Source organism: Microbulbifer halophilus, from assembly GCF_026183675.1.
GTDB classification, from domain to species: domain Bacteria; phylum Pseudomonadota; class Gammaproteobacteria; order Pseudomonadales; family Cellvibrionaceae; genus Microbulbifer; species Microbulbifer halophilus.
Map to the genome: position 1 here is coordinate 95,296 of NZ_JAPIVK010000013.1, position 21,892 is coordinate 117,187.

Here is a 21,892-nt window from a genome sequence, read left to right on the forward strand (position 1 = left end):
GGCGTCGCGGCATTGACTGACCTACCTGCCGGAGGGCAAAGTGCACAGCCTCAATGTGGAACTGGGAGAGCGCAGCTATCCCATCGAGATCGGTTCGGGCCTGCTCGGCAACCCGCAGAGTCTGCAGCCCCATATCCGCGGCAAGCAGGTCTGCGTGGTCACCAATGAGACAGTGGCCCCCCTCTACCTGCCCCGCCTGCTCGATGGGCTGTCCGGTTTAGACCGGGTGGATACCCTGGAGCTACCGGACGGCGAGGCCTTCAAGACCCTGGACACCGTCAACCGGGTTTTCGACCGGCTGCTGGAAAGGCGCCACAACCGCAGCACCACCCTCATTGCCCTGGGCGGCGGTGTGGTCGGCGATATGACCGGCTTCGCCGCCGCCTGCTACCAGCGCGGTGTCGACTTCATCCAGATACCCACCACCCTGCTGGCACAGGTGGACTCCTCCGTGGGCGGCAAGACCGGTGTCAATCACCCGCTGGGCAAGAATATGATCGGCGCCTTTCACCAGCCGCGCCTGGTGATCGCCGATATGGATACCCTGGCGACCCTGCCGCAGCGGGAGCTGGCCGCGGGGCTCGCCGAAGTGATCAAGTACGGCCTGATCTGCGACGCGCCCTTTTTCGACTGGCTGGAGGCGAACATGCCCCGCCTGCTGGAGCGGGAGCCGCAGGCGCTGGCCCATGCAGTGGAACGCTCCTGTCGGGACAAGGCCGCGGTGGTGGCGGAGGACGAACGGGAATCGGGCCGCAGGGCCATTCTCAACTTCGGCCACACCTTCGGCCACGCCATCGAGGCGGTGCAGGGGTACGGCAACTGGTTGCACGGCGAGGCGGTGGCGGCGGGCATGGTGATGGCGGCGGAGCTGTCCCGGCTGCGGGGCGATATCGATGCGGCGCTGGTGGAGAGGGTCCGCACCCTGCTGGAGCTCGCCGGACTGCCTGTGGCGGCGCCCGAGGGTATGGGCAGCGGCCAGTTTCTCGACGCCATGGCGGTCGACAAGAAGGTTCTGGATGGCCGCCTGCGCCTGATTCTACTGAGCGCGCTCGGGGACGCCCGAATCGTCGACGACAGCCCCCGCGAACAGGTGGTCGAAGCGCTAAACTGCTGTGGTGCCCCGTGACTCTCAGCACAAGAAATTGCACCGGCTGAGGACTATATCGCACGCCAGGCGAATTAGAGAAGATAAGTCGGTTTCCCTGGCCCTTGACAGCAGATAAGACTGGTAAATCTTGCAATTCCAGAAGTACGCCAGTAATATTGCGCGCCCTCTCGGGAAAACCACCAGCGAGACAATAAAAAAAGCCCCTCCGCGGGCTTTTTTTGTCAGTGGAGTCTGTTCGGAAGCTCCACCCCGGGCAGCGTTATACCGGCAGTGCCGGGCCCCGGGAGCAGCAACGATAACGATGAGGAATTCTATGGGTAGCGGTCTGTATCGGTTGGATGAGTTCAAGGACAACTGTGGCTTTGGTCTCATCGCGCACCTGAAAGGCAAGGCCAGTCACAAGCTCGTGCAGACGGCGATCGAATCGCTGACCTGCATGACGCACCGCGGCGGTATCGCCGCCGACGGCAAGACCGGCGACGGCTGCGGCCTGTTGCTGCAGAAGCCCGATGCCTTCCTGCGTGCCGAGGCGAAGGATCTGTTGGGCACCGAGCTGACCGATGCCTACGCCGTCGGCTCCATCATGCTGCCGCTCGACGGGGACGCGGCGCAGGGTGCGCGCGATATCCTCGAGCGGGAGCTGGCCGCCCAGGGTCTGCGCGTCGCCGGCTGGCGACCGGTGCCCACCGACAACGACTGCCTGGGCCCCATTGCCAAGGAAACCCTGCCGCGCTTCGAGCACCTGCTGGTGAACGATGCCGAAGAGCCGCTGGGCGAGACGAAACTCAACGCGCGCCTGTTCGTCGCCCGCCGCAAGGCCGAGCAGCAACTGGGCGACGGCATCTATATCGCCAGCCTGTCCACCAGCGTGCTGTCCTACAAGGGCCTGATGATCCCGGCGGACCTGCCCCGATTCTTCCCGGAACTGGCCGATCCGCGCCTGGAGACCGCCATCTGTGTCTTCCACCAGCGCTTCTCCACCAACACCATGCCGCGCTGGCCGCTGGCGCAGCCGTTCCGCCTGCTGGCGCACAACGGCGAAATCAACACCATCACCGGCAACCGCAACTGGTCCGTGGCGCGCACGCCCAAATTCGCCACCGACCTGATTCCGGAACTGCCCGAGCTGGCGCCGCTGGTCAACCGCGAGGGCTCCGACTCCTCCAGCCTCGACAATATGCTGGAGATGCTGACCGCCGGCGGTATGGAACTGCACCGGGCGGTGCGTATGCTGGTGCCGCCGGCCTGGCAGAACGTGGAGAGCATGGACTCGGATCTGCGCGCCTTCTACGAATACACTTCCATGCATATGGAACCTTGGGATGGCCCCGCCGGCCTGGTGATGACCGACGGCCGCTACGCCGTCTGCACCCTGGACCGCAACGGCCTGCGCCCGTCCCGCTGGGTGATCACCGACGACGACGTGATCACCGTCGCCTCGGAGATCGGCACCTACGACTACGCGCCGGAAAACGTGGTGGCCAAGGGCCGCCTGGGCCCGGGCCAGATGCTGTCGGTGGATACCCGCGAGGGCAGGTTGCTGCACACCGACGATATCGACGAGATGCTCAAGCGCTCCCAGCCCTACAAGCGCTGGTTGAAGGAAAAGGCGCGCCGCATCCGCTCCACCCTGGTCACCGCACCGGTGGACAACAATTTCTCCCACCAGCAGTTCAAGGTCTACCAGAAACTGTTCAGCTCCTCGCTGGAGGAGCGCAACACCGTGGTGCGACCGATGGCCGAAGCCGGCCAGGAAGCCGTGGGCTCCATGGGCGACGACACGCCCATGGCGGTGCTTTCGCGCCACAACCGCTCCCTGTACGACTACTTCCGCCAGCAGTTTGCCCAGGTCACCAACCCGCCCATCGACCCGCTGCGGGAAACGGTGGTGATGTCACTGGAGACCTGCCTGGGCCGCGAGATGTCGGTGTTCGAGGAGACCGCCGAACACGCCGACCGGGTGATCCTGTCGTCGCCGGTGCTCTCGCACATGAAATACACCGCGCTGCTGGAGCTGGATCGCCCGGGCTTCCAGGCGAGGATCTTCGACCTGAACTACGACCCGGCCGAGCTGGATCTGCGTGCGGCCATCGAAAGACTCTGCGCCGACGTGGAAGCGGCGGTGCGCAATGACGACGCGGCCATTGTGGTGCTGTCGGACCGCGACATCGCCGAGGGCAGGCTGCCCATCGATGCACTGCTGGCCACCGGCGCCGTGCACCACCACCTGGTGAATGCGGGCCTGCGCTGTGATTCCAACCTCGTCATCGATACCGCCAGCAGCCGCGACGCGCACCAGCTCGCCTGCCTGATCGGTGTCGGCGCCACGGCGGTGCACCCCTATTTCTCCTACAGCATCATCAACCACCTGATCGACACCGGCGAACTGCTGCTGGACGCCGCCGAGGCGCAGAAAAACTACCGCAACGGCATCATCAAGGGATTGCTGAAAATCCTCTCCAAGATGGGGATTTCCACCATCACCTCCTACCGCGGTGCGCTGCTGTACGAGTTGGTGGGGCTGGATCGCGACGTGGTGGACCTGTGTTTCCCCGGCGCCGCCAGCCGCATCCAGGGCGCCGGCTTCGCCGACCTTCAGGCGGACAGCGCCGCGCGCGCCAAGATCGCCTGGAAGGCTCGCAAGCCGGTCTCCCCCGGCGGCCTGCACAAGTTTGTCTACGGCCAGGAGTACCACGCCTTCAATCCGGACGTGGTCAAGTCGCTGCAGCAGGCGGTGCGCACGGGCGACTATTCCGCCTGGCGCGACTACGCCGAGTTGATCAACAAACGCCCGGTGGCGACACTGCGCGACCTGCTGGCGTTCAGGGAAGATCTGGAACCGATCCCGCTGGACGAAGTGGAACCGGCGGAAAACATCCTGCGCCGCTTCGACTCCGCCGCCATGTCCCTGGGCGCCCTGTCGCCGGAGGCCCACCAGTCCCTGGCCCAGGCCATGAACCGCCTCGGCGGTCGTTCCAACAGCGGCGAGGGCGGCGAGGACCCGGCGCGCTTCGGCACCGACCGGGTGTCCAAGATCAAACAGGTGGCCTCCGGCCGCTTCGGCGTCACACCCCACTACCTGGTCAATGCCGATGTGTTGCAGATCAAGGTGGCCCAGGGCGCCAAACCCGGTGAGGGTGGCCAGTTGCCAGGCGGCAAGGTCAACGAGCTGATTGCGCGGCTGCGCTACTCGGTGCCCGGCGTGACCCTGATCTCGCCGCCGCCGCACCACGATATCTACTCCATTGAGGACCTGGCGCAGCTGATCTATGACCTGAAACAGGTCAACCCGGACGCACTGGTGTCGGTAAAGCTGGTATCCCGCCCCGGCGTCGGCACCATCGCCGCCGGCGTGGCCAAGGCCTACGCAGACCTGATCACCATCTCCGGCTATGACGGCGGCACCGCCGCCAGCCCCATCACCTCGATCCGCTACGCCGGTTCGCCCTGGGAGCTGGGCCTGTCGGAGACGCACCAGACCCTGCGCGCCAACGACCTGCGCGACAAGGTGCGGGTGCAGACCGACGGCGGTCTCAAGTCCGGCCTGGATGTAATCAAGGCGGCGATTCTCGGCGCCGAGAGCTTCGGCTTCGGCACCGCGCCCATGGTGGCGCTGGGCTGCAAGTACCTGCGCATCTGTCACCTGAACAACTGCGCTACCGGTGTCGCCACCCAGAACCAGGACCTGCGCGACCAGCACTATATCGGCACCGTGGAAATGGCGATGAACTTCTTCAAGTTCGTGGCCGAGGAAGTGCGCGAGTGGATGGCGGGCCTGGGTGTGCGCTCCATCGAGGAGCTGGTGGGTCGCGTCGACCTGCTGCGCGCGCTCGAGGGCGAAACCGACAAGCAAAAGAAGCTCGACCTGTCGCCGTTGCTGCACCGAGACGAACTGCTCGACAGCAAGCCGCAGACCTGCCGGATTCCGCAGAACGATCCCTGGGACAAGGGCGAACTGGCGGAGCGCATGGTGGCCGATATGCTGCCGGCCATCGATAAACTCGCCGGCGGCGAGTTCAGCTACCAGGTCACCAACTGCGACCGCTCCATCGGCGCGCGCCTGTCCGGCGAGATCGCCAGGCGCCACGGCAACCAGGGCATGGCCGATGCGCCGGTGAAATTGCAACTGAAAGGTGTCGCCGGCCAATCGTTCGGTGTCTGGAACGCCGGCGGCCTGGAGATGGTCCTCGAAGGCGATGCCAACGACTATGTCGGCAAGGGCATGGCCGGCGGCAAACTGGTGATCCGCCCGCCACAGAACAGCGCTTTCGAGTCACAGGACACCAGCATCGTCGGCAATACCTGCCTCTACGGCGCTACCGGCGGCAAGCTGTTCGCCGCCGGCCGTGCCGGCGAGCGGTTCGGTGTGCGCAACTCCGGCGCCTTCGCCGTGGTGGAGGGCGCCGGCGATCACTGCTGCGAATATATGACCGGCGGTATGGTCGCGGTGCTGGGCGCCTCCGGTTACAACTTCGGTGCCGGCATGACCGGCGGCTTTGCCTATGTGCTGGACCTGGAGCGCAACTTCTTCGACAAGTGCAACCACGAGTTGATCGAGCTGCGCCGTATCAGCAGCGAGACGCTGGAGCCGCACCAGAGCCACCTGCGCACCGTGATCGAGGAGTTCGCCAGGGAGACCGGCAGTGCCTGGGGCGCCGAATTGCTGGACAACTTCGACGACTACCTGGGGCGCTTCTGGCTGGTGAAACCCAAGGCGGCGAGTCTCGCCGGCCTGCTGGCGGACGTGCGCAAGCGCGGTGAATAAGGGGTGATAACGCAATGAAAGAACGACTGAGCAACGATTTCCAGTTTATCGATGTGGGGCGCAGCGACCCGCCGAAAAAGGACATCGTCACCCGCACCAACCAGTTTGTGGAGATCTACCGGCCCTATACAGAGAAGCAGGTAGCCAACCAGGCGCACCGCTGCCTGGACTGCGGCAATCCCTATTGCGAAACCGGCTGCCCGGTACACAACTACATCCCCAACTGGCTGCAGCTGATTAGCGAAGGCAACATCATGGAGGCGGTGGAACTCTGCCACCAGACCAACACCCTGCCGGAGGTCTGCGGCCGCGTCTGCCCGCAGGACCGCCTGTGCGAGGGCGCCTGCACCCTGAACGACGGCTTCGGCGCGGTGACCATCGGCAACGCGGAAAAATACATTACCGATACCGCCTTCGCCATGGGCTGGAAGCCGGATCTCTCGCATGTGGTGAAAACCGACAAGCGCGTCGCCGTGATCGGTGCCGGCCCCGCCGGCCTCGGCTGCGCCGATATCCTGGTGCGCAACGGCGTGCAGCCGGTGGTGTTCGACAAGTATCCCGAGATCGGCGGCCTGATCACCTTCGGTATTCCCGAATTCAAGCTGGAAAAGTCCGTGATGCAGAAGCGCCGCGAGATCTTTGCCGAGATGGGGGTCGAGTTCTGCCTCAATACCGAGGTGGGTGTGGATATCGGCATCGACGAGCTGGTGAACGATTACGATGCCATCTTCATGGGCATGGGCACCTACAACTACATGAAGGGCGGCTTCCCCGGCGAGGACCTGCCCGGCGTACACGACGCACTGCCGTTCCTGGTGGGCAACGTGAACCGCAATATGGGCTGGGAGAAGAATCCGGACGAATTCATCTCCGTCGAGGGCAAGCGCGTGGTGGTGCTCGGCGGCGGTGACACAGCCATGGACTGCAACCGCACCTCCATCCGCCAGGGCGCCAAAAGTGTGACCTGCGCCTACCGTCGCGACGAGGAAAACATGCCCGGCTCCCGCCGCGAGGTGGCCAACGCCAAGGAAGAGGGAGTGAAATTCCTGTTCAACCGCCAGCCGGTGGAAATCGTTGGCGACGGCCAGGTGACCGGCGTCAAGGTGGTCACCACCGAACTGGACGAGCCGGACGAAAACGGCCGCCGCCGCCCGCAGGTGGTGGAGGGCTCCGAGGAGATAGTCCCCGCCGACGTGGTACTGGTGGCCTTCGGCTTTCGTCCCAATCCCCAGGAGTGGTTCGATCGGCACAAGATCGACGTGCGGGACTGGGGCGGCGTCATCGCCCCGGAAGAGCAGGAGTTCAAGTTCCAGACCAGCAACGAAAAGGTCTTCGCCGGCGGCGATATGGTGCGCGGCTCCGACCTGGTGGTGACCGCCATCTGGGAGGGCCGCGAGGCCGCCGAGGGTATCCTTGATTACCTCGATGTTTGATCGAAGAGCCCCCCTCTCCCTTGGGGAGAGGGGGGGGCGATCGGCCTCGTGGCGACTTGATTCTCCGGGAGCGTTCAGCTTCCCCTTTGCATATCCCCCCCATAAATCGTGCCAATCGACTGTCCCCTGTCTTAGCTCCCCCCTCCTCTGTACAATAGCCGCCTTTTTAGCCACTCAACTTTCGGAGTTCGTGGTGTCTACGGGTGGCACTAGCAGGAGCGGGGTGCACCTTTCTGGGACTGTCTGCGAGAGGGACCTCGCGGACAAGCCTACAGGGACGTATTTCGGCGGGGGCGCCTAGCCGTGTCCCAGAAAGGCGCACCCCGCTCCTGCTCCCTGAACTGAACCCCGAAACTTGAGTTAGCCAGTCCCCTCCCGCCAAAAAGGTGGTACAGATCATGTCCGATTCCCCCTTCGCCCCCCTGAAAAACGATCGCTTCCTGCGCGCCCTGGCCCGCCAGCCGGTGGACCGCACGCCCGTGTGGATGATGCGCCAGGCGGGCCGCTACCTGCCTGAGTACCGCGCTGCGCGGGCCAAAGCTGGCAGCTTTATGGACCTGTGTCGCCATACCGAGCTGGCCTGCGAGGTGACCCTTCAGCCGCTGGAGCGCTACCCGCTGGACGCGGCCATCCTCTTCTCGGATATCCTCACCATCCCCGATGCCATGGGCCTGGGGCTCTATTTCGAAGAGGGCGAAGGGCCCAAATTCCGCAAACCGGTGCGCACCGCGGCGGAAATCGAGGCGCTGGAAGTGGTCGACAGCGAGCGGGAGCTGGATTACGTGATGAATGTGGTGTCCGCCGTCCGCCGAGAGCTGAACGGCCGCGTGCCGTTGATCGGCTTCTCCGGCAGCCCTTGGACCCTGGCCACCTACATGGTCGAGGGCGGTCCCAGCCGCGATTTCGCCCGCTGCAAGGAGCTGATCTACAACCGGCCCGAAGTGATGCACCAGCTGCTGACAGTGCTGGCGGACTCGGTGACCGACTACCTGAATGCGCAGATCCGCGCCGGCGCCCAGGCGGTGCAGATTTTCGATACCTGGGGCGGTGCACTGAGCCACGGCGCCTACCGTGAATTCTCCCTGCAATACATGGCGCGTATCGTCGATGGCCTGATCAAGGAGGCGGACGGCCGCCCGGTGCCGGCGATCCTGTTTACCAAGGGCGGTGGCCAGTGGCTGGAGGCCATGGCGGACAGCGGCGCCAGCGCCCTGGGGCTCGACTGGACCACCGATCTGGGCGCCGCCCGCGCCCGCGTCGGCGACAGGGTGGCCCTGCAGGGCAACCTGGACCCGGCGGTGCTCTACGCCTCGCCGGAGCGCATCCACGCCGAGGTGGCGGCGGTGCTGGAATCCTACGGGCGCGGCGGCGGCCATATCTTCAACTTGGGCCACGGCATCACCCCGAAAGTGGATCCGGAGCACGCGCGGGCGATGATCGAGGCGGTCGTGGAGCTGTCACCGCAATACCACGATTGAGCATTCATCGCGGCCGTCACATTACACGGCCTTACACGATTACCGTGAATTTCGTCACAAAATGCCTGTGTACCAAAGGGTAGACTCGCGTGCTATAAAAGAACGCTTCCGTCCGTGGTTCCACCGGCCGGTACGGCAGTGCTCCAACCAGAACGATTTGGCGATTCCAGCGTGGCGATAGAGCAGGCAAAAATCCTGGTAGAGGATCTACAGCGCGGCATGTTTGTGTCCCGGCTCGACAGGCCCTGGACGCGGACCCCCTTCGCGCTGCAGGGCTTCTATATCCGCGATCTGGAGGAGATCCGTCAACTGCAGAAGCACTGTCGCTATGTCTATGTGGACGTGGTCAAGTCCGTCGGGGATATCGGCGTCAAGCTGCGCCGTATCACCCGAACCGCTGGCGGTAGCTCCGCCGCCGGCCCCGGGCGGCGATCTCGCACCGGCCGCGTTCCCGTCGCCATCCCCTGCCGACCGGTACAGATTTCCCGCGACGCCTACCCCGCGCCCCTGCCCGCCCGCCGCGAAGCCGGCCAGGCGCGCAAACTGCATCGCCGGATCGTGCAGGGTATGCATGAGGTGCTGGTGCAGATCCGCAGCGATCGCCCTCTGCCGATGCAGCAGGTGGGCCAGGTGGTGGAAAACCTGGTGGAGAGCATACTGCGCAGCCCGGACGCCTTCGCCTGGCTGGCTCGGGTGCGCGAGAAAGACGAGCATACCTACAGCCACTCCATCCGCGCCAGTATCTGGGCGGTGATGTTCGGGCGCCATATCGGACTGCGCCGCCACGACCTGGTCCGGCTGGGGGTGGCGACCCTGCTCAAGGATGTGGGCAAGATGATGCTGCCGGACGAGGTACTGAGGGCCCACAGGCGCGATCCGCGTCGGGAGATGGAGTACCGCCGGTTTGTCGATCACAGTGTGCGGCTGCTGGCGGCGGATCCGCAGATGGATCCCCGTGTGGTGGAGATCGTCCACTGCCACCGCGAAATGCACGACGGCAGCGGTTATCCGCGGGGCCTGCGCGGCGACAGGATTCCGGTGCTGGCGCGCATGTGCGGTATTGTCACCTTCTACGACGAAGCCACCAATCCCCGCGGTGTCACCTATCCGGTGGCGCCGTCGCAAGCGGTGGCGCAGCTGTACGACCTGCGCGGTATCAGCTTCCAGGAGCAACTGGCGGTGGAGTTTATCCAGTCCATCGGCCTCTATCCCACCGGCACCCAGGTGGAGCTGTCCACCGGCGAGGTGGGCGTGGTGGTGGAGCAGACCCACCGGCGGCGCCTGAAACCGCGGGTGATGGTGGTACTGGATCGCGACAAGCAGTTGCTGACGAAGCCACGCCTGCTGGATATGGCCGCCGACGACGACCGCAGGGACAAACTGATCCGGCGCGGCAAGCTCGCCCCCGGCGACAAGCTCACCATTCTCAAAGACGTGGAGCCCGGCCGCTTCCCGCAGGTGAATGTGGCCGCGGTGCGCGACGATTACCTGTTCAGCCGCAAGCGCTTCCCGGCCCTCTTGTCGCGACTGCTGAAGCGCTAAGCCGTCCGCTCCCTTTCCAGCGGCTTCGCTGTCATAGCCAGTAGCCCCGATATCAGCACCAGCGCCGCCAGCCCGCCCGCCAGCGCAGCGACGCTCGCGCCCCCATCCAGCAGAAAACCCGCCAGCAGCGGCGAAGCCGCCGTCGATAACACCATCGCCGCCTGCGACAGCGAGCGGATGGCGCCCAGGTGGCGGCTGCCGTAGCGCTCCGGCCACATGGCTCCGGCCGCGGTGCCGGTACCGGCCTGGGTGATGCCGATCAGTGTCAGGTAGGCGTAGGGCACCCAGTGGCCGTCGAACCAGCTCAGCAACAACAGGCCGGCGATCATCGGCAGCAGTGCCAGTGGCAGACTGCGCCGGGCACCGAAGCGGTCCACCAGCCCGCCGGCGACAAACAGCATCAGCAGGTGGCCGGCGGCGTAGCCGCCGAAAGCGCCGGCCATCAGCGGCAGCGACCAGTCGCGACTCTCGCCGATGGCGCCCTGGTGAAACAGTATCGCGGTGACGATGAACGGCGTCATCAGCGCCGCCGGTAGAAGCATGTAGAAGCCGGGATCCCGCAGCACCTGGGCGCGGGTGAAATCGCTGTCGCTGCCGAACTGTCCCGCCGTCGTATCGGATTGCCTCTCGCCGGTTTTCGACAGCACCAGGAGTGCCGGCAATACCAGCAGCAACAGCACCGCCGCGGACGCCAGCCAGGCGCTGCGCCAGCCGGTCCAGTGAATCAGCGCTGCGCCGCCGGTGGGCAGCAGCGCCTCGGCCAGGGGAAAACCCAGCGCCGCCAGCGCGATCACCTTGCCGCGGTTGTCGCTGAAATAGCGCCCGGCGGTGGTCATGCCCAGGTGCGTCATAAAGCCCTGGCCGGTAAGGCGCAACAGGAAGAAGCCGATCAGCAGTGCCCAGGCGCCGGGCGCGGCGGCCATTACCAGACAGGCGCCCGCCAGTGCCAGGCTCACCAGCAGTGCGCTGCGCCGCAGCGGCCAGCGATCCACCAGGCCCCGCATATCAGTAGCGCCAGCGCCGACAGCAATGTGGCGCCGCTGTAGGTGGCGCCGTAGGCGGCGTTGCTGAGATCGAACTCCGCGCGAATGGCGCCGCCGAAAACCGATACAAAAAATGTCTGCCCGAAGCCGGAGGCGGCGACGGCAACGAGCGAGAAGAAAGCGAGATGGGCGTTGGAGCGAATAAATCCGGGGAGCATGGGCTGTGGCTGGTCATTACTGGTATGTGTAGGTTGGACTGAGCGCAGCGAAGTCCAGCATGGGGCGACCCGACAAAAGCCGGCGCCTTATCTCAGATCACCAAAGTGCGCCCCCATCTTCACATCACTCTCGGCCGCGAGCGATTCCGCCCAGCGAACCTTGTCTGCCCCGAACAGCATCACCACCGTGGAGCCGAGTTTGAAGCGGCCCATTTCCTCGCCCTTTTCCAGCCGGATCGGCTGATTGTCCCGGTAATCGGTGGTGCGCACGCGGCGCTTGTGCGGTGTCACCAGCCCCGCCCAGACGGTCTCGATACTGGCCACGATCATGGCGCCCACCAGGACCATTGCCATGGGACCCGCGGCGGTGTCGAAGGTGCAGACTACGCGTTCGTTGCGGGAAAAGAGTCGCGGCACTGTCTGTGTGGTGACGTCGTTGACCGAGAAGAGTTGCCCCGGCACATAGGTCATGCTTTTCAGGGTGCCGGATACGGGCATGTGCACCCGGTGGTAGTCCTTCGGCGACAGGTAGACGGTGGCGAAGTGGCCGCCGGTAAACTGCGCGGCGGTTTTCGGGTCGCCGCCCACCAGCTCCAGCAGGCTGAAGTCGTGGCCCTTGGCCTGGAAGATCCTGCCGTTGTGGATTTCCCCAAGCTGGCTGACGGCGCCATCGGCGGGGCAGGCGATGGCCCCGTCTCCCTCGACGATGGGTCGCGCGTCCGTTTTCAGCGCGCGGGTAAAGAAATCGTTGAAGCTGGCATAGGCGGTGCAGTCGGGCTCTTCCGCCTCTGTCATGTCGACATCGTACTGGTCCACGAACCAGCGGGTGAATCGATCCTTGATCCACTTGATACGCGTTTCAGCCAGCCAGCCGGCGGCGCGGGACAGGGCTCGCTGGGGAGTGAGGTATTGCAGGGCGGCAAATAATTTTGGGTGCATAGAATGACTTCTTATTCGTTGGCGTTAGTGCCTTTAAGGGGGGCTGGGCGGCAGGGCCTTTGCATTCAGCTTCGGTACTCTTTTTAAAGCTGCAGATACTCTGTTTCAGTGCAAGTGCTTTGGCTCGTCATCTCGGGCTTGACCCGGGATCCAGTGACGCCTCCCGGTGATCTGCATGGCCGTCGTCCCGGGGGGCGCACCATTGATTGGTCGGTGCGCACGGCGCACCCTACGCGAATCCCGGGTTCCGATTACTGCTCCACCGGCGTATCCGGCAGATTCCCCCACTCACTCCAGGAACCGGGATAGGCGGCGATATCGAAACCGAGGGATTTCCCCACCAACCAGGTAAAACCGGAGCGGTGGTGGCTCTGGCAGTGGGTGACGATCTTGTGTTGGTCGTCGATGCCGAGCTTGGCGAGGAATTCGCGCGCGTCGCTGCGGATACGCAACCCCCGCTGTGGGTCCATCAGTTGTGTCCACTCGCAGTTGATGGCGCCGGGAATATGCCCGGCCTTCATCGCCGTAACCTGTTCACCACTGTACTCCCGCGGTGAGCGCGCATCCCAGACGAGAAGGCTGTCGTCGTCCAGGTGCTGCCGGATTTCGTCCGCTTCCATCGCCGGCGCCGGATCGATGGAAACCTCGATCCCGCTCGGCTCGGGCTTCACTTCCTCGGTGGACAGCGGCAGGTCCGCGGCGCGCCAGGCGTGCATGCCGCCGTTCAGGTAGCTGTAATTTTTGTGGCCGATCACTTCCAGGGTCCACAGAAAGCGTCCGGCCCAGCCGCCGCCCTCGTCGTCGCAGGCGATGATATGATGTTCCGGTTTCAGGCCGATGGCGCGGAACACCCTTGTCAGCCGTTCGGCGTCGGGCAGCTTGCCCGGCGCCGGCGGGGTGCCCGCCATCAGCGCCTGGAAGGGCAGGTGCACGGCGCCGGGAATATGGCCGCTGTGGTAGTTCTGCGGTGTGCTCAGGTCCACGATCAGCAGGTCCTCGCGATCAAGCTGCGGGGCCAGCTCTTCCGGTTCGACAATCAGGTCCAAGTTTTAACTCTCCAGGCTGTTGCGCAGGTGCAGGAAACTGTTCATGCGCCGCTCGCTGATATCGCCGCGGGCCAGTGCGCCGGCGATGGCGCAGCCGGGTTCGCCCTGGTGGCGGCAGTCGCGAAAGCGGCAGTGGCCGATAAAGGGGCGGAACTCGACGAAGCCTTCCAGCAGCGATTGTTCGTCCATATGCCAGAGGCCGAACTCGCGAATGCCGGGGGAGTCTATCAGATCGCCGCCCGCGGGCAGGTGAAAGAGTTCCGCCGCGGTGGTGGTGTGGGTGCCTTTCTGGGAGGCCCCGGACAGCTCCCCCGTGCGCGCGCCGGCGGACGGCAGCAGCGCGTTGACCAGCGATGATTTGCCCACGCCGGACTGGCCCACGAACACGCTGGTGCCCTCGGCGAGTGTCTCCAGCAGTGCCGGCAGGCCCTCGCCGGTTTGGGTGGACAGGCGCAGCACCGGATAGCCGAGCCCCGGGTAGGGCGCCAGCAGCTCCTCGAGCGCCTCGCGGTTGGCGTCGTCGATGCGGTCTGTCTTGTTCAGCAACAGCAGCGGCGCGATGCCGGTGGTCTCGGCGGCCACCAGGTAGCGATCGATGGCGTTGGCGAAGGGCTCCGGGTAGGGCGCGATCACGATCAGGATGCGGTCGATATTGGCGGCGACGGTCTTGAGGTCGCCGTAGCGGTCCGGGCGCCGCAGTTCCGAGCGGCGCTCCAGCCGCGCGCCCACCACGCCGTAGCCGCCACTGCCGCCGCCGGTACACGGGCGCCAGGCGACGCGATCGCCGGTCACCAGGGGATCGATATTGGCGCGCAGATGGCAGCGCTGGCGCAGCGATGCGTCGGCGTCGCTCTCCACCAGTACCTGGGTGCCGTAGTGGGCGATCACCAGCCCGGTCTGTTCCGGACCCAGGTTGTCCTCGTCCAGCGCCTGCTCGGCGGAGGCGGCCCGCTTGCGCGCACGCGCCTCGCGCTCCCGCTGGATCTTGTCGATACGCCACTGCTGGCGGCGGTTCAGTCTGCGTTTGCTCATGTGGCGGCTCTAGGGCAATTCGCCGCGGATTATAGCTATTGATGGGTTGTTGCGGTAACTTGCCCGCAAACCCAAAGGAGACGAGCCGAAGTGGATCAGAACAACCTGATCTGGATCGACCTGGAGATGACCGGTCTCGATCCGGAGAAAGAGCGCATCATCGAGATCGCAACCATTATCACCGACTCGAAACTCAATATCCTCGCCGAGGGACCGACCATGGCGGTCCACCAGAGCGACACGCTGTTGAATGCGATGGACGACTGGAACACCGAACAGCACGGCGGCTCCGGGCTGGTCAAACGGGTGCGGGAGTCGACGCTCAGCGAGCGGGATGCCGAGCGCGAGACGATCGAGTTCCTGCAGCAGTGGGTGCCCGGGGGCGCCTCGCCCATGTGCGGCAACTCCATCGGCCAGGACCGCCGCTTCCTGGTCAAGTACATGCCGAAGTTAGAGGCCTACTTCCACTATCGCAACCTGGACGTCAGCTCGGTCAAGGAACTGGCGCGCCGCTGGCGGCCGGATGTGCTGGACGGCGTGAAAAAGGAGAGCAGTCACCTGGCGCTGGACGATATCCGCGATTCCATCAACGAGTTGATTCACTACCGGAAGCATTTTTTCCGGTTGTAATCCCGGGAGCGCGGAGCTCCAGCTCCGCGCCGGCTGAACACAAAGTTCGCCCCTACACCTGCCGTTTAATTTTGCGCTTCCGCCGCCGCCCACTGCGCAACCGCCCCAACGCCCACTCGATATGCTCCGCCACCAGCGGTGTCGCATCCGCCAGTGCTCTCTCCAGCGCTGCAATCACCTCCGGCTCTGCCGCACCGTTCCCCAGTGCCACCGCCAGATTCCGCCGCCAGCGCTCGTAGCCGATGCGCCGGATCGCGGAACCGGCGGTCTTGTCCAGAAACTCCTGTTCGCTCCAGCCGAACAGCGTCAGCAGTTCGCCGTCGTCGAGCCCGTGGCGCGGGTGGAAATCTTTTTCCGCGGTGGGGCTGGCGAACTTGTTCCAGGGGCAGATGATCTGGCAGTCGTCGCAGCCGAACACCCGGTTGCCCATGGGCTCGCGGAATTCCTCCGGGATGGGGCCCTTGTTCTCGATGGTCAGGTAGGAAATGCAGCGGCGTGCATCCAGTTGGTGGGGGCCGACGAAGGCATCCGTGGGGCAGACTTTCAGGCAGGCGCTGCAGTCGCCGCACTGATTCGTCTCTTCCGGCTCGTCCACCGGCAGCGCCAGGTTGGTGTAGATCTCGCCGAGGAAAAACCAGGAGCCGGCGCCGGAGTTGATCACCATGCAGTTCTTGCCGATCCAGCCCAGCCCGGCCTTCTCTGCCAGCGCGCGCTCCATCACCGGCGCGCTGTCGGTAAAGGCGCGCCCGGAGGACTCGATGCCCTGTTCGTCGCACCAGGCGTCGATCTTCCGCGCCAGCTGCGCCAGGCGCTTGCGGATCAGCTTGTGGTAGTCGCGGCCTGTGGCGTAGCGGGATACGTAGGCCTTGGAGGAATCTTTCAGCACCCGCACCGGTTCCGTGTCCGGCGGCAGGTAGTCGAGGCGCGCACTGATCGCGCGCAGCGTCCCCGGTTGCAGCAGATCCGGGCGCCAGCGCTTTTCGCCGTGGGCGGCCATCCACTCCATATCGCCGTTGTAGCCGGCCTCCAGCCAGGCGCGCAGGCGCTCGCCGTGCTGTTCCAGCTGGCAGTCGGTGATACCGATCTGTTGGAAGCCCAGCTCGCGGCCCCAGATCCTGATCTGGTCCGCCAGCTCGGCGAGGTTGTTTTCGGTCATGGCGATTCGGGTCTGCGCCGCGGGAGCAAAATGGGCGCCCGGGACGGTATACTGTGGTGTCTCAACCGGCAATGGCTGCGGCCGAATTGAAAAGCTTCAGGCCGCCCATTCTGCCACAGATTAAATTTTGACCATTAATTCTGAGCGTATCGCGGGAGTCGAATGGACACGCCTCAACCCCTCTACAGTGCCGAATCGGTCCGCGAGCTGGACAGCCGCACCATTGCGGCCCTGAAAATCCCCTCCATCGCGCTGATGAAACGCGCCGGTCGTGCCGCCTTCAACCAGTTGCTGCGGCGCTGGCCGGACGTGCGGCGCATCCAGGTGTTCTGCGGTGGCGGCAACAACGGCGGTGACGGCTATGTGATCGCCGCGCTGGCGGCGCAGAAACAGATCCCGGTGACCGTCTGCGCCTGTGTCGATCCGCAAAAACTGAAGGGCGACGCGCTGGAGGCCTGTCACTACGCCCGCCGCGAGGGCGTGCAGATAGTGACCTCCCCGACCGCGCTGGACGATGCCGATGGCGATACGGTGCTGGTCGATGCGCTGCTGGGCACCGGTTTCCGGGGCGAACTGCGCGAGCCCATGGATCACGCGGTGGGGTGTATCAACAGGGCGCCCGCTCCGGTACTGGCGGTGGATATTCCCTCGGGGCTGAGCGCCGATACCGGCGCCGCGGCCGAGGTCGTGCGCGCCGATGCCACGGTGACCTTTATCGGCCGCAAGCTCGGCCTCTACTGCGGGCGCGGCCCGGCGCTGTGTGGCGAGGTAATTTTCGAGGATCTGGGTGCGCCGGCGGAAGTGCACAACGGGCTGGCGCCGCTGGCGAAGCGCTTTACGGAAACCAGTATCAAGCGCCTGCCGCCCCGCGCCGCGGACAGCTACAAGAACCAGTTCGGCCGTGTGCTGGTCGTCGGCGGCGACAGCGGTTTCGGTGGCGCCGCACTGATGGCCTCGGAATCCGCCGCGCGCAGCGGCGCCGGCCTGATCTCCCTGGCCACCCACCCGCAGCACCTGCCCGCGGCGCTGACCCGCTGCCCCGAGGTGATGGCCCACCCGGTGATCTCCGGCCAGGAGCTGGAACCCCTGCTGGAGGGGCCGGACGTGATTGCCGTGGGGCCCGGCCTCGGCCGCGCCCCCTGGGGCGAACAGCTGCTGGCCCGCGCCGGCCGCGCGGAAACGCCGCTGGTGCTGGATGCGGACGCGCTGAATATTCTCGCCGGCGGCCGCGTGCTGGCCGGCCTCAGGCGCGACGACTGGGTACTCACACCCCACGTGGGTGAAGCGGCGCGCCTGCTGGACTGGGATAGCGCCGAAGTGCTGGCCGATCCCCGCGCCGCCGCCACAGCGGTTCAGCAGAAATTCAGCGGCGTGGTGGTACTTAAAGGAGCCGGCACCCTGATCGCCCACGACGGCGGTGTCGACCTGATCAACAGCGGCAACCCGGGCATGGCCTCCGGCGGTATGGGCGATCTGCTCACCGGTGTCATCGCCGCGCTGATCGGCCAGCACCTGTCGCCGCTGGAGGCAGCGCGGCTGGCGGTGTGGCTGCACGGCGAGGCCGGCAATCGCGCTGCGGAGGACGGCCAGCGCGGCCTGCTGGCCACGGACCTGCTGCCGCATATACGGAGACTGGTGGATTGACTGCGAGCGAACTGACACTGGCGCTGGCCGACGAAGCCGCCACCGTTGCCGCCGGTGAAACACTGGGCCGCGCCTGCCTGGCGACGGGGTTGGCGGAGGGGCTGACGCTCTACCTGCACGGCCAGTTGGGCGCCGGCAAGACCACCTTCTGCCGCGGTGTGCTGCGGGCCTTCGGCCACGAGGGTGCGGTCAAGAGCCCCACCTACACGCTGGTGGAGCCCTACGACTTTTCCCTTTCCGGAGGGGGGGGGCAGCGGGTGTTTCACTTCGATCTGTATCGCCTCGGCGATGCGGAGGAACTGGAATTCATGGGGGTGCGGGATTACTTCGCGCCCCGCAGCCTGAGCCTGGTGGAATGGCCGGAGCGCGGCGCCGGTGTGCTGCCCGAGCCGGATCTGGAAATTGAACTGCAGGTGCCGCAGCGCGGTCGACAACTACAGTTGGCCGCGCACTCCCCCGCCGGCGAAGCGGTAGTGGCAGCAATGCAAAAACTGCTATAAAAAAGTTGGCAAGGAACCGGCAGAAAAACAATGTTCAGGATCATCACCCTCGCACTGCTCTGTCTTTTTGCAGTTGCGGCCCAGGCCGCAACCGAAGTGGAGGGCGTGCGCCTGTGGCGCGCCCCGGATCACACGCGGCTGGTGTTCGATCTCAGCGGCCCGTCGGAGCACAAGCTGTTTACCCTGAGCGGGCCGCACCGTGTGGTCGTCGATGTGGCGGATACCGGGCTGGCGGCGCAGTTCGATGACCTGGACCTGGAAAATACCCCCATCGAGCGGGTGCGCCACGGTCGCCACGACAAGAGTGACCTGCGCGTGGTGCTGGACCTGAAACAGAGGGTGAAGCCCCGCAGCTTCGCGCTGAAGCGCCACGGGGACCTGCCGGATCGGCTGGTGATCGACCTCCACGACCGGGTGCAGAGTGAGGAGAAGACTCTGCAGGAAGTCAGCGACGAGCGGGATATCGTCATCGCCATCGACGCCGGTCACGGCGGCGAGGATCCCGGCGCGTCCGGCCCCGGTGGCCTGCGCGAGAAGGACGTGGTGCTGGCGATCAGCAAAAACCTGAAAAAGGCGATCGATACCCGGCCGGGCTTTTCCGCAAAACTGGTGCGCAACGGCGATTACTATGTCCCGCTGCGCGCGCGGGTGAAAAAGGGCCGCGAGATGCGCGCGGACCTGTTCGTCTCCGTCCACGCCGATGCCTTCAAGTACAAGAGCGCCCGCGGCGCCGGCGTCTATGCGGTCTCGTCCCGCGGGGCCACCAGTGAAACCGCGCGCTTCCTGGCCCAGCGGGAGAACGAGTCGGACCTGATCGGCGGCGCCGGCAGCCTGAATCTCGGCGACAAGGACGATACCCTCGCCGGCGTGTTGCTGGACCTGTCGATGACCGCCACCATGAACGCCAGCCTCGACATCGGCGCCAGCGTGCTCTCAAGGCTGGGCAGTGTCACCCGCCTGCACAAGAAACAGGTGGAGCAGGCCAACTTCGCCGTGCTGCGCTCGCCGGACGTGCCGTCGATCCTGGTGGAGACCGGCTTTATCACCAACCCGCAGGAGGCGCGGCGCCTGCGCGATCCGTCGTTCCAGCGCAGGCTGGCACAAAAGGTCGGCGACGGTATAGTGGCGCACTTCAGCAGCCGGCCACCGGCCGGTACCTGGCTGGCCGCCAACCCCGGCGAGGCGGAGCGCCGCCATACTATCGCCCGCGGCGATACCCTGTCCGGTATCGCGGCGCGGTACAATGTGTCGGTATCCGCGCTGAAGCAGGTTAACGGTATCGACACCTCGACGATCCGTGTCGGCCAGACGCTGACAATCCCCTCGGGCTAATGGCTTCGGGGAGGGCCGGGAGGGAGACCGCTTTCCGACCTCGGACTGCAGAGGCAATTTCCGAAAATTAAACAGTGTCGTAGGATGGGCAAAGCGCAGCGTGCCCATCAGCGGAGCCTGAAGATGGGCATGTCGCTGCGCTCCTTTGCCCATACTACGCAGCATTCAGCGGCAAATTCCGAAAGCAAATAGACCGATGTAGGCGCCTGTTTGCAGGCGAAGCTCACAATGTCCGACAGAATCCAGCAACTTTCCACCCGACTCTCCAACCAGATCGCCGCCGGCGAGGTGGTGGAGCGCCCGGCGTCCGTGATTAAGGAGCTGCTGGAAAATGCCCTCGACGCCGGTGCCAGCCGCCTGGATGTGGAGATCGACAACGGCGGCATCAAGCGCATCAAGGTGCGCGACAACGGCAAGGGTATCGACAAGGGCGACCTGCCGATGGCGCTGGCCCGCCACGCCACCTCGAAGATCCACATACTGGAAGATCTGGAGGCGGTGGCCACCCTGGGTTTCCGCGGCGAGGCCCTCGCCAGCATCTCCTCGGTGGCGCGCCTGGTGCTGACCAGCAGCCGCGACGAAAACGGCAAGGGTTGGCAGGTGGAGGCCGAGGGGCGCGACATGAACGCGCAGCTGGCGCCGGCGGCCCACCCGCGCGGTACCAGCGTCGATGTGCGCGATCTGTTCTTCAATACCCCGGCGCGGCGCAAGTTCCTGCGCACCGAAAAGACCGAGTTCAACCGCGTCGACGACACCATCAAGCGCCTGGCGCTGTCCCGTTTCGACGTTTCCATCAGCCTGCGCCACAACGGCAAGGGCGTGCACAACCTGCGTGCCGGCAGCGGCCGGGTGGAAATGGAGCGGCGCGTGGCCCAGGTCTGCGGGCCGGCATTCATGCAGAACGCGCTGCATATCGATGTGGAGCGCAACGGCCTGCGCCTGTGGGGCTGGGTGGCCGAGCCGGCCTTCTCCCGCTCCCAGGCGGACCTGCAGTTTTTCTACGTCAACGGCCGCGCCATCCGCGACAGGGTGGTCAGCCACGCGGTGCGACGCGCCTTCGCCGATGTGCTCTACCACGGCCGCCACCCGGCCTTCGTGCTCTACCTGGAGCTGGATCCGGCGTCGGTGGATGTGAATGTGCATCCCACCAAGCACGAGGTGCGTTTCCGGGACAGCCGCCTGGTGCACGATTTCCTGTTTGGCTCGCTGCACCGGGCGCTGGCGGATGTGCGGCCGGGCGAGCGGGAGGATCGCGAGCAGCAGTTGCAGCCGCAAACTGCCACCGGCGTCGCCGCCGGCGAATTCGCCGGTCAGCAGAGAATGCCGCTGAACTCGCGCCCGTCACCCGGTGACCTGCAACAGCAGATGCAGAATTACGGTGCGCTGCACCAACCGTATCAGCCGCAGCAGAGCGTAGCCGAAGCCCCCGCGGGTCCCGACTCGGTGCCCCCGATTCCCCAGTCCCCAGTCCCCGGTCCTGAGGACGCTCCACCCCTCGGCTTCGCCATCGCCCAACTCCACGGCATCTACATCCTGGCCCAGAACGAGCAGGGCCTGATCGTGGTGGATATGCACGCGGCCCACGAGCGCATCGTCTACGAACAGATGAAGGCCGCCCACGCCGCCGGCGGTATCCAGGCGCAGCCGTTGCTGGTGCCGGTGAGCCTGGCGGTGAGCCAGCGCGAGGCGGACTGTTTCGAGGAGCGCAGCGAGGTATTCACAGCGCTGGGTTTCGCGCTGCAGCGGGCCGGGCCGGAAACCCTGCTGGTCCGCCAGGTGCCGACGATGCTGCACGGCGCCGAGGTGGAGCAGTTGGTGCGGGATGTGCTGTCCGATCTGCTGGGGCAGGGCGGCAGCGACCGCATCGCCGAGCGTATCAACGAAATCCTCTCCACCATGGCCTGCCACGGCTCCGTGCGCGCCAACCGCAAACTGACGGTACCGGAAATGAATGCCCTGCTGCGCGATATGGAGCAGACCGAACGCAGCGGCCAGTGCAACCACGGGCGGCCCACCTGGACACAGGTGAAGCTCGCGGATATGGACAAGTGGTTCCTGCGTGGGCAATAAAGTGGGGGCCGGGGAC

General features: G+C 65.5%; 16 protein-coding genes. 10 read left to right on the forward strand and 6 right to left on the reverse strand.

Annotation, left to right across the window (positions count from 1 at the left end):
* Window positions 1-40 precede the first annotated feature (40 nt).
* The 5 genes from aroB to OQE62_RS08895 all read left to right on the forward strand — a co-directional run bounded on the left by aroB (window position 41) and on the right by OQE62_RS08895 (window position 10,326).
* A complete protein-coding gene (gene aroB, locus OQE62_RS08875; protein ID WP_265721665.1) occupies window positions 41-1,126 on the forward strand; it encodes a 3-dehydroquinate synthase in 1,086 nt (361 codons plus the stop codon).
* A 295-nt stretch (window positions 1,127-1,421) separates the two neighbouring features.
* Complete coding sequence (gene gltB / locus OQE62_RS08880; RefSeq protein WP_265721666.1) at window positions 1,422-5,873, forward strand: glutamate synthase large subunit; 4,452 nt, start codon at window positions 1,422-1,424, stop codon at window positions 5,871-5,873.
* A 14-nt stretch (window positions 5,874-5,887) separates the two neighbouring features.
* On the forward strand, window positions 5,888-7,306 hold the full coding sequence (locus tag OQE62_RS08885; RefSeq protein ID WP_265721667.1) for an FAD-dependent oxidoreductase: 1,419 nt from the start codon (window positions 5,888-5,890) through the stop codon (window positions 7,304-7,306).
* Between the two features lie 398 nt (window positions 7,307-7,704).
* On the forward strand, window positions 7,705-8,784 hold the full coding sequence (hemE, locus tag OQE62_RS08890; RefSeq protein ID WP_265721668.1) for a uroporphyrinogen decarboxylase: 1,080 nt from the start codon (window positions 7,705-7,707) through the stop codon (window positions 8,782-8,784).
* Between the two features lie 138 nt (window positions 8,785-8,922).
* Entirely contained in the window at window positions 8,923-10,326 is a 1,404-nt protein-coding gene (locus tag OQE62_RS08895; protein WP_265721669.1) for an HD-GYP domain-containing protein, read from the forward strand.
* Here OQE62_RS08895 and OQE62_RS08900 read toward each other — a convergent pair.
* From OQE62_RS08900 to rsgA, 5 genes are all read right to left on the reverse strand, one after another.
* Window positions 10,323-11,330: an MFS transporter gene (locus OQE62_RS08900; protein ID WP_265721670.1), complete on the reverse strand. Its 1,008-nt coding sequence runs from the start codon at window positions 11,328-11,330 to the stop codon at window positions 10,323-10,325. The two genes, OQE62_RS08895 and OQE62_RS08900, sit on opposite strands and share 4 nt — an antisense overlap.
* Window positions 11,279-11,527, reverse strand: coding sequence for a hypothetical protein (locus tag OQE62_RS08905; protein ID WP_265721671.1), 249 nt, complete (start codon window positions 11,525-11,527; stop codon window positions 11,279-11,281). Before OQE62_RS08905 ends, OQE62_RS08900 begins: the two co-directional genes overlap by 52 nt.
* A gap of 87 nt (window positions 11,528-11,614) precedes the next feature.
* Window positions 11,615-12,466, reverse strand: a complete 852-nt coding sequence (gene asd / locus OQE62_RS08910; protein ID WP_265721672.1) for an archaetidylserine decarboxylase — start codon at window positions 12,464-12,466, stop codon at window positions 11,615-11,617.
* 251 nt (window positions 12,467-12,717) lie between these two features.
* Window positions 12,718-13,512, reverse strand: a complete 795-nt coding sequence (locus tag OQE62_RS08915; protein ID WP_265721673.1) for a sulfurtransferase — start codon at window positions 13,510-13,512, stop codon at window positions 12,718-12,720.
* 3 nt (window positions 13,513-13,515) lie between these two features.
* Window positions 13,516-14,544 carry a small ribosomal subunit biogenesis GTPase RsgA gene (gene rsgA / locus OQE62_RS08920; RefSeq protein WP_265721674.1) on the reverse strand — a complete coding sequence of 343 codons (1,029 nt, stop codon included), beginning with the start codon at window positions 14,542-14,544 and terminating at the stop codon, window positions 13,516-13,518.
* A gap of 90 nt (window positions 14,545-14,634) precedes the next feature.
* Here rsgA and orn point away from each other — a divergent pair, with 90 nt between their 5' ends.
* Complete coding sequence (gene orn, locus OQE62_RS08925) at window positions 14,635-15,174, forward strand: oligoribonuclease (RefSeq protein ID WP_265721675.1); 540 nt, start codon at window positions 14,635-14,637, stop codon at window positions 15,172-15,174.
* A gap of 52 nt (window positions 15,175-15,226) precedes the next feature.
* On the opposite strand, the gene queG is transcribed toward orn, so the two are convergent.
* Complete coding sequence (gene queG / locus OQE62_RS08930) at window positions 15,227-16,330, reverse strand: tRNA epoxyqueuosine(34) reductase QueG (RefSeq protein ID WP_265721676.1); 1,104 nt, start codon at window positions 16,328-16,330, stop codon at window positions 15,227-15,229.
* Between the two features lie 162 nt (window positions 16,331-16,492).
* On the opposite strand from queG, the gene OQE62_RS08935 reads away from it, so the two are divergent.
* The 4 genes from OQE62_RS08935 to mutL all read left to right on the forward strand — a co-directional run bounded on the left by OQE62_RS08935 (window position 16,493) and on the right by mutL (window position 21,876).
* On the forward strand, window positions 16,493-17,974 hold the full coding sequence (locus OQE62_RS08935) for an NAD(P)H-hydrate dehydratase (protein ID WP_265721677.1): 1,482 nt from the start codon (window positions 16,493-16,495) through the stop codon (window positions 17,972-17,974).
* Window positions 17,971-18,474, forward strand: coding sequence for a tRNA (adenosine(37)-N6)-threonylcarbamoyltransferase complex ATPase subunit type 1 TsaE (gene tsaE, locus OQE62_RS08940; RefSeq protein ID WP_265721678.1), 504 nt, complete (start codon window positions 17,971-17,973; stop codon window positions 18,472-18,474). Before OQE62_RS08935 ends, tsaE begins: the two co-directional genes overlap by 4 nt.
* A 30-nt stretch (window positions 18,475-18,504) precedes the next feature.
* A complete protein-coding gene (locus tag OQE62_RS08945; RefSeq protein WP_265721679.1) occupies window positions 18,505-19,806 on the forward strand; it encodes an N-acetylmuramoyl-L-alanine amidase in 1,302 nt (433 codons plus the stop codon).
* Between the two features lie 228 nt (window positions 19,807-20,034).
* Window positions 20,035-21,876, forward strand: coding sequence for a DNA mismatch repair endonuclease MutL (gene mutL / locus OQE62_RS08950; protein ID WP_265721680.1), 1,842 nt, complete (start codon window positions 20,035-20,037; stop codon window positions 21,874-21,876).
* Window positions 21,877-21,892: the final 16 nt, after the last annotated feature.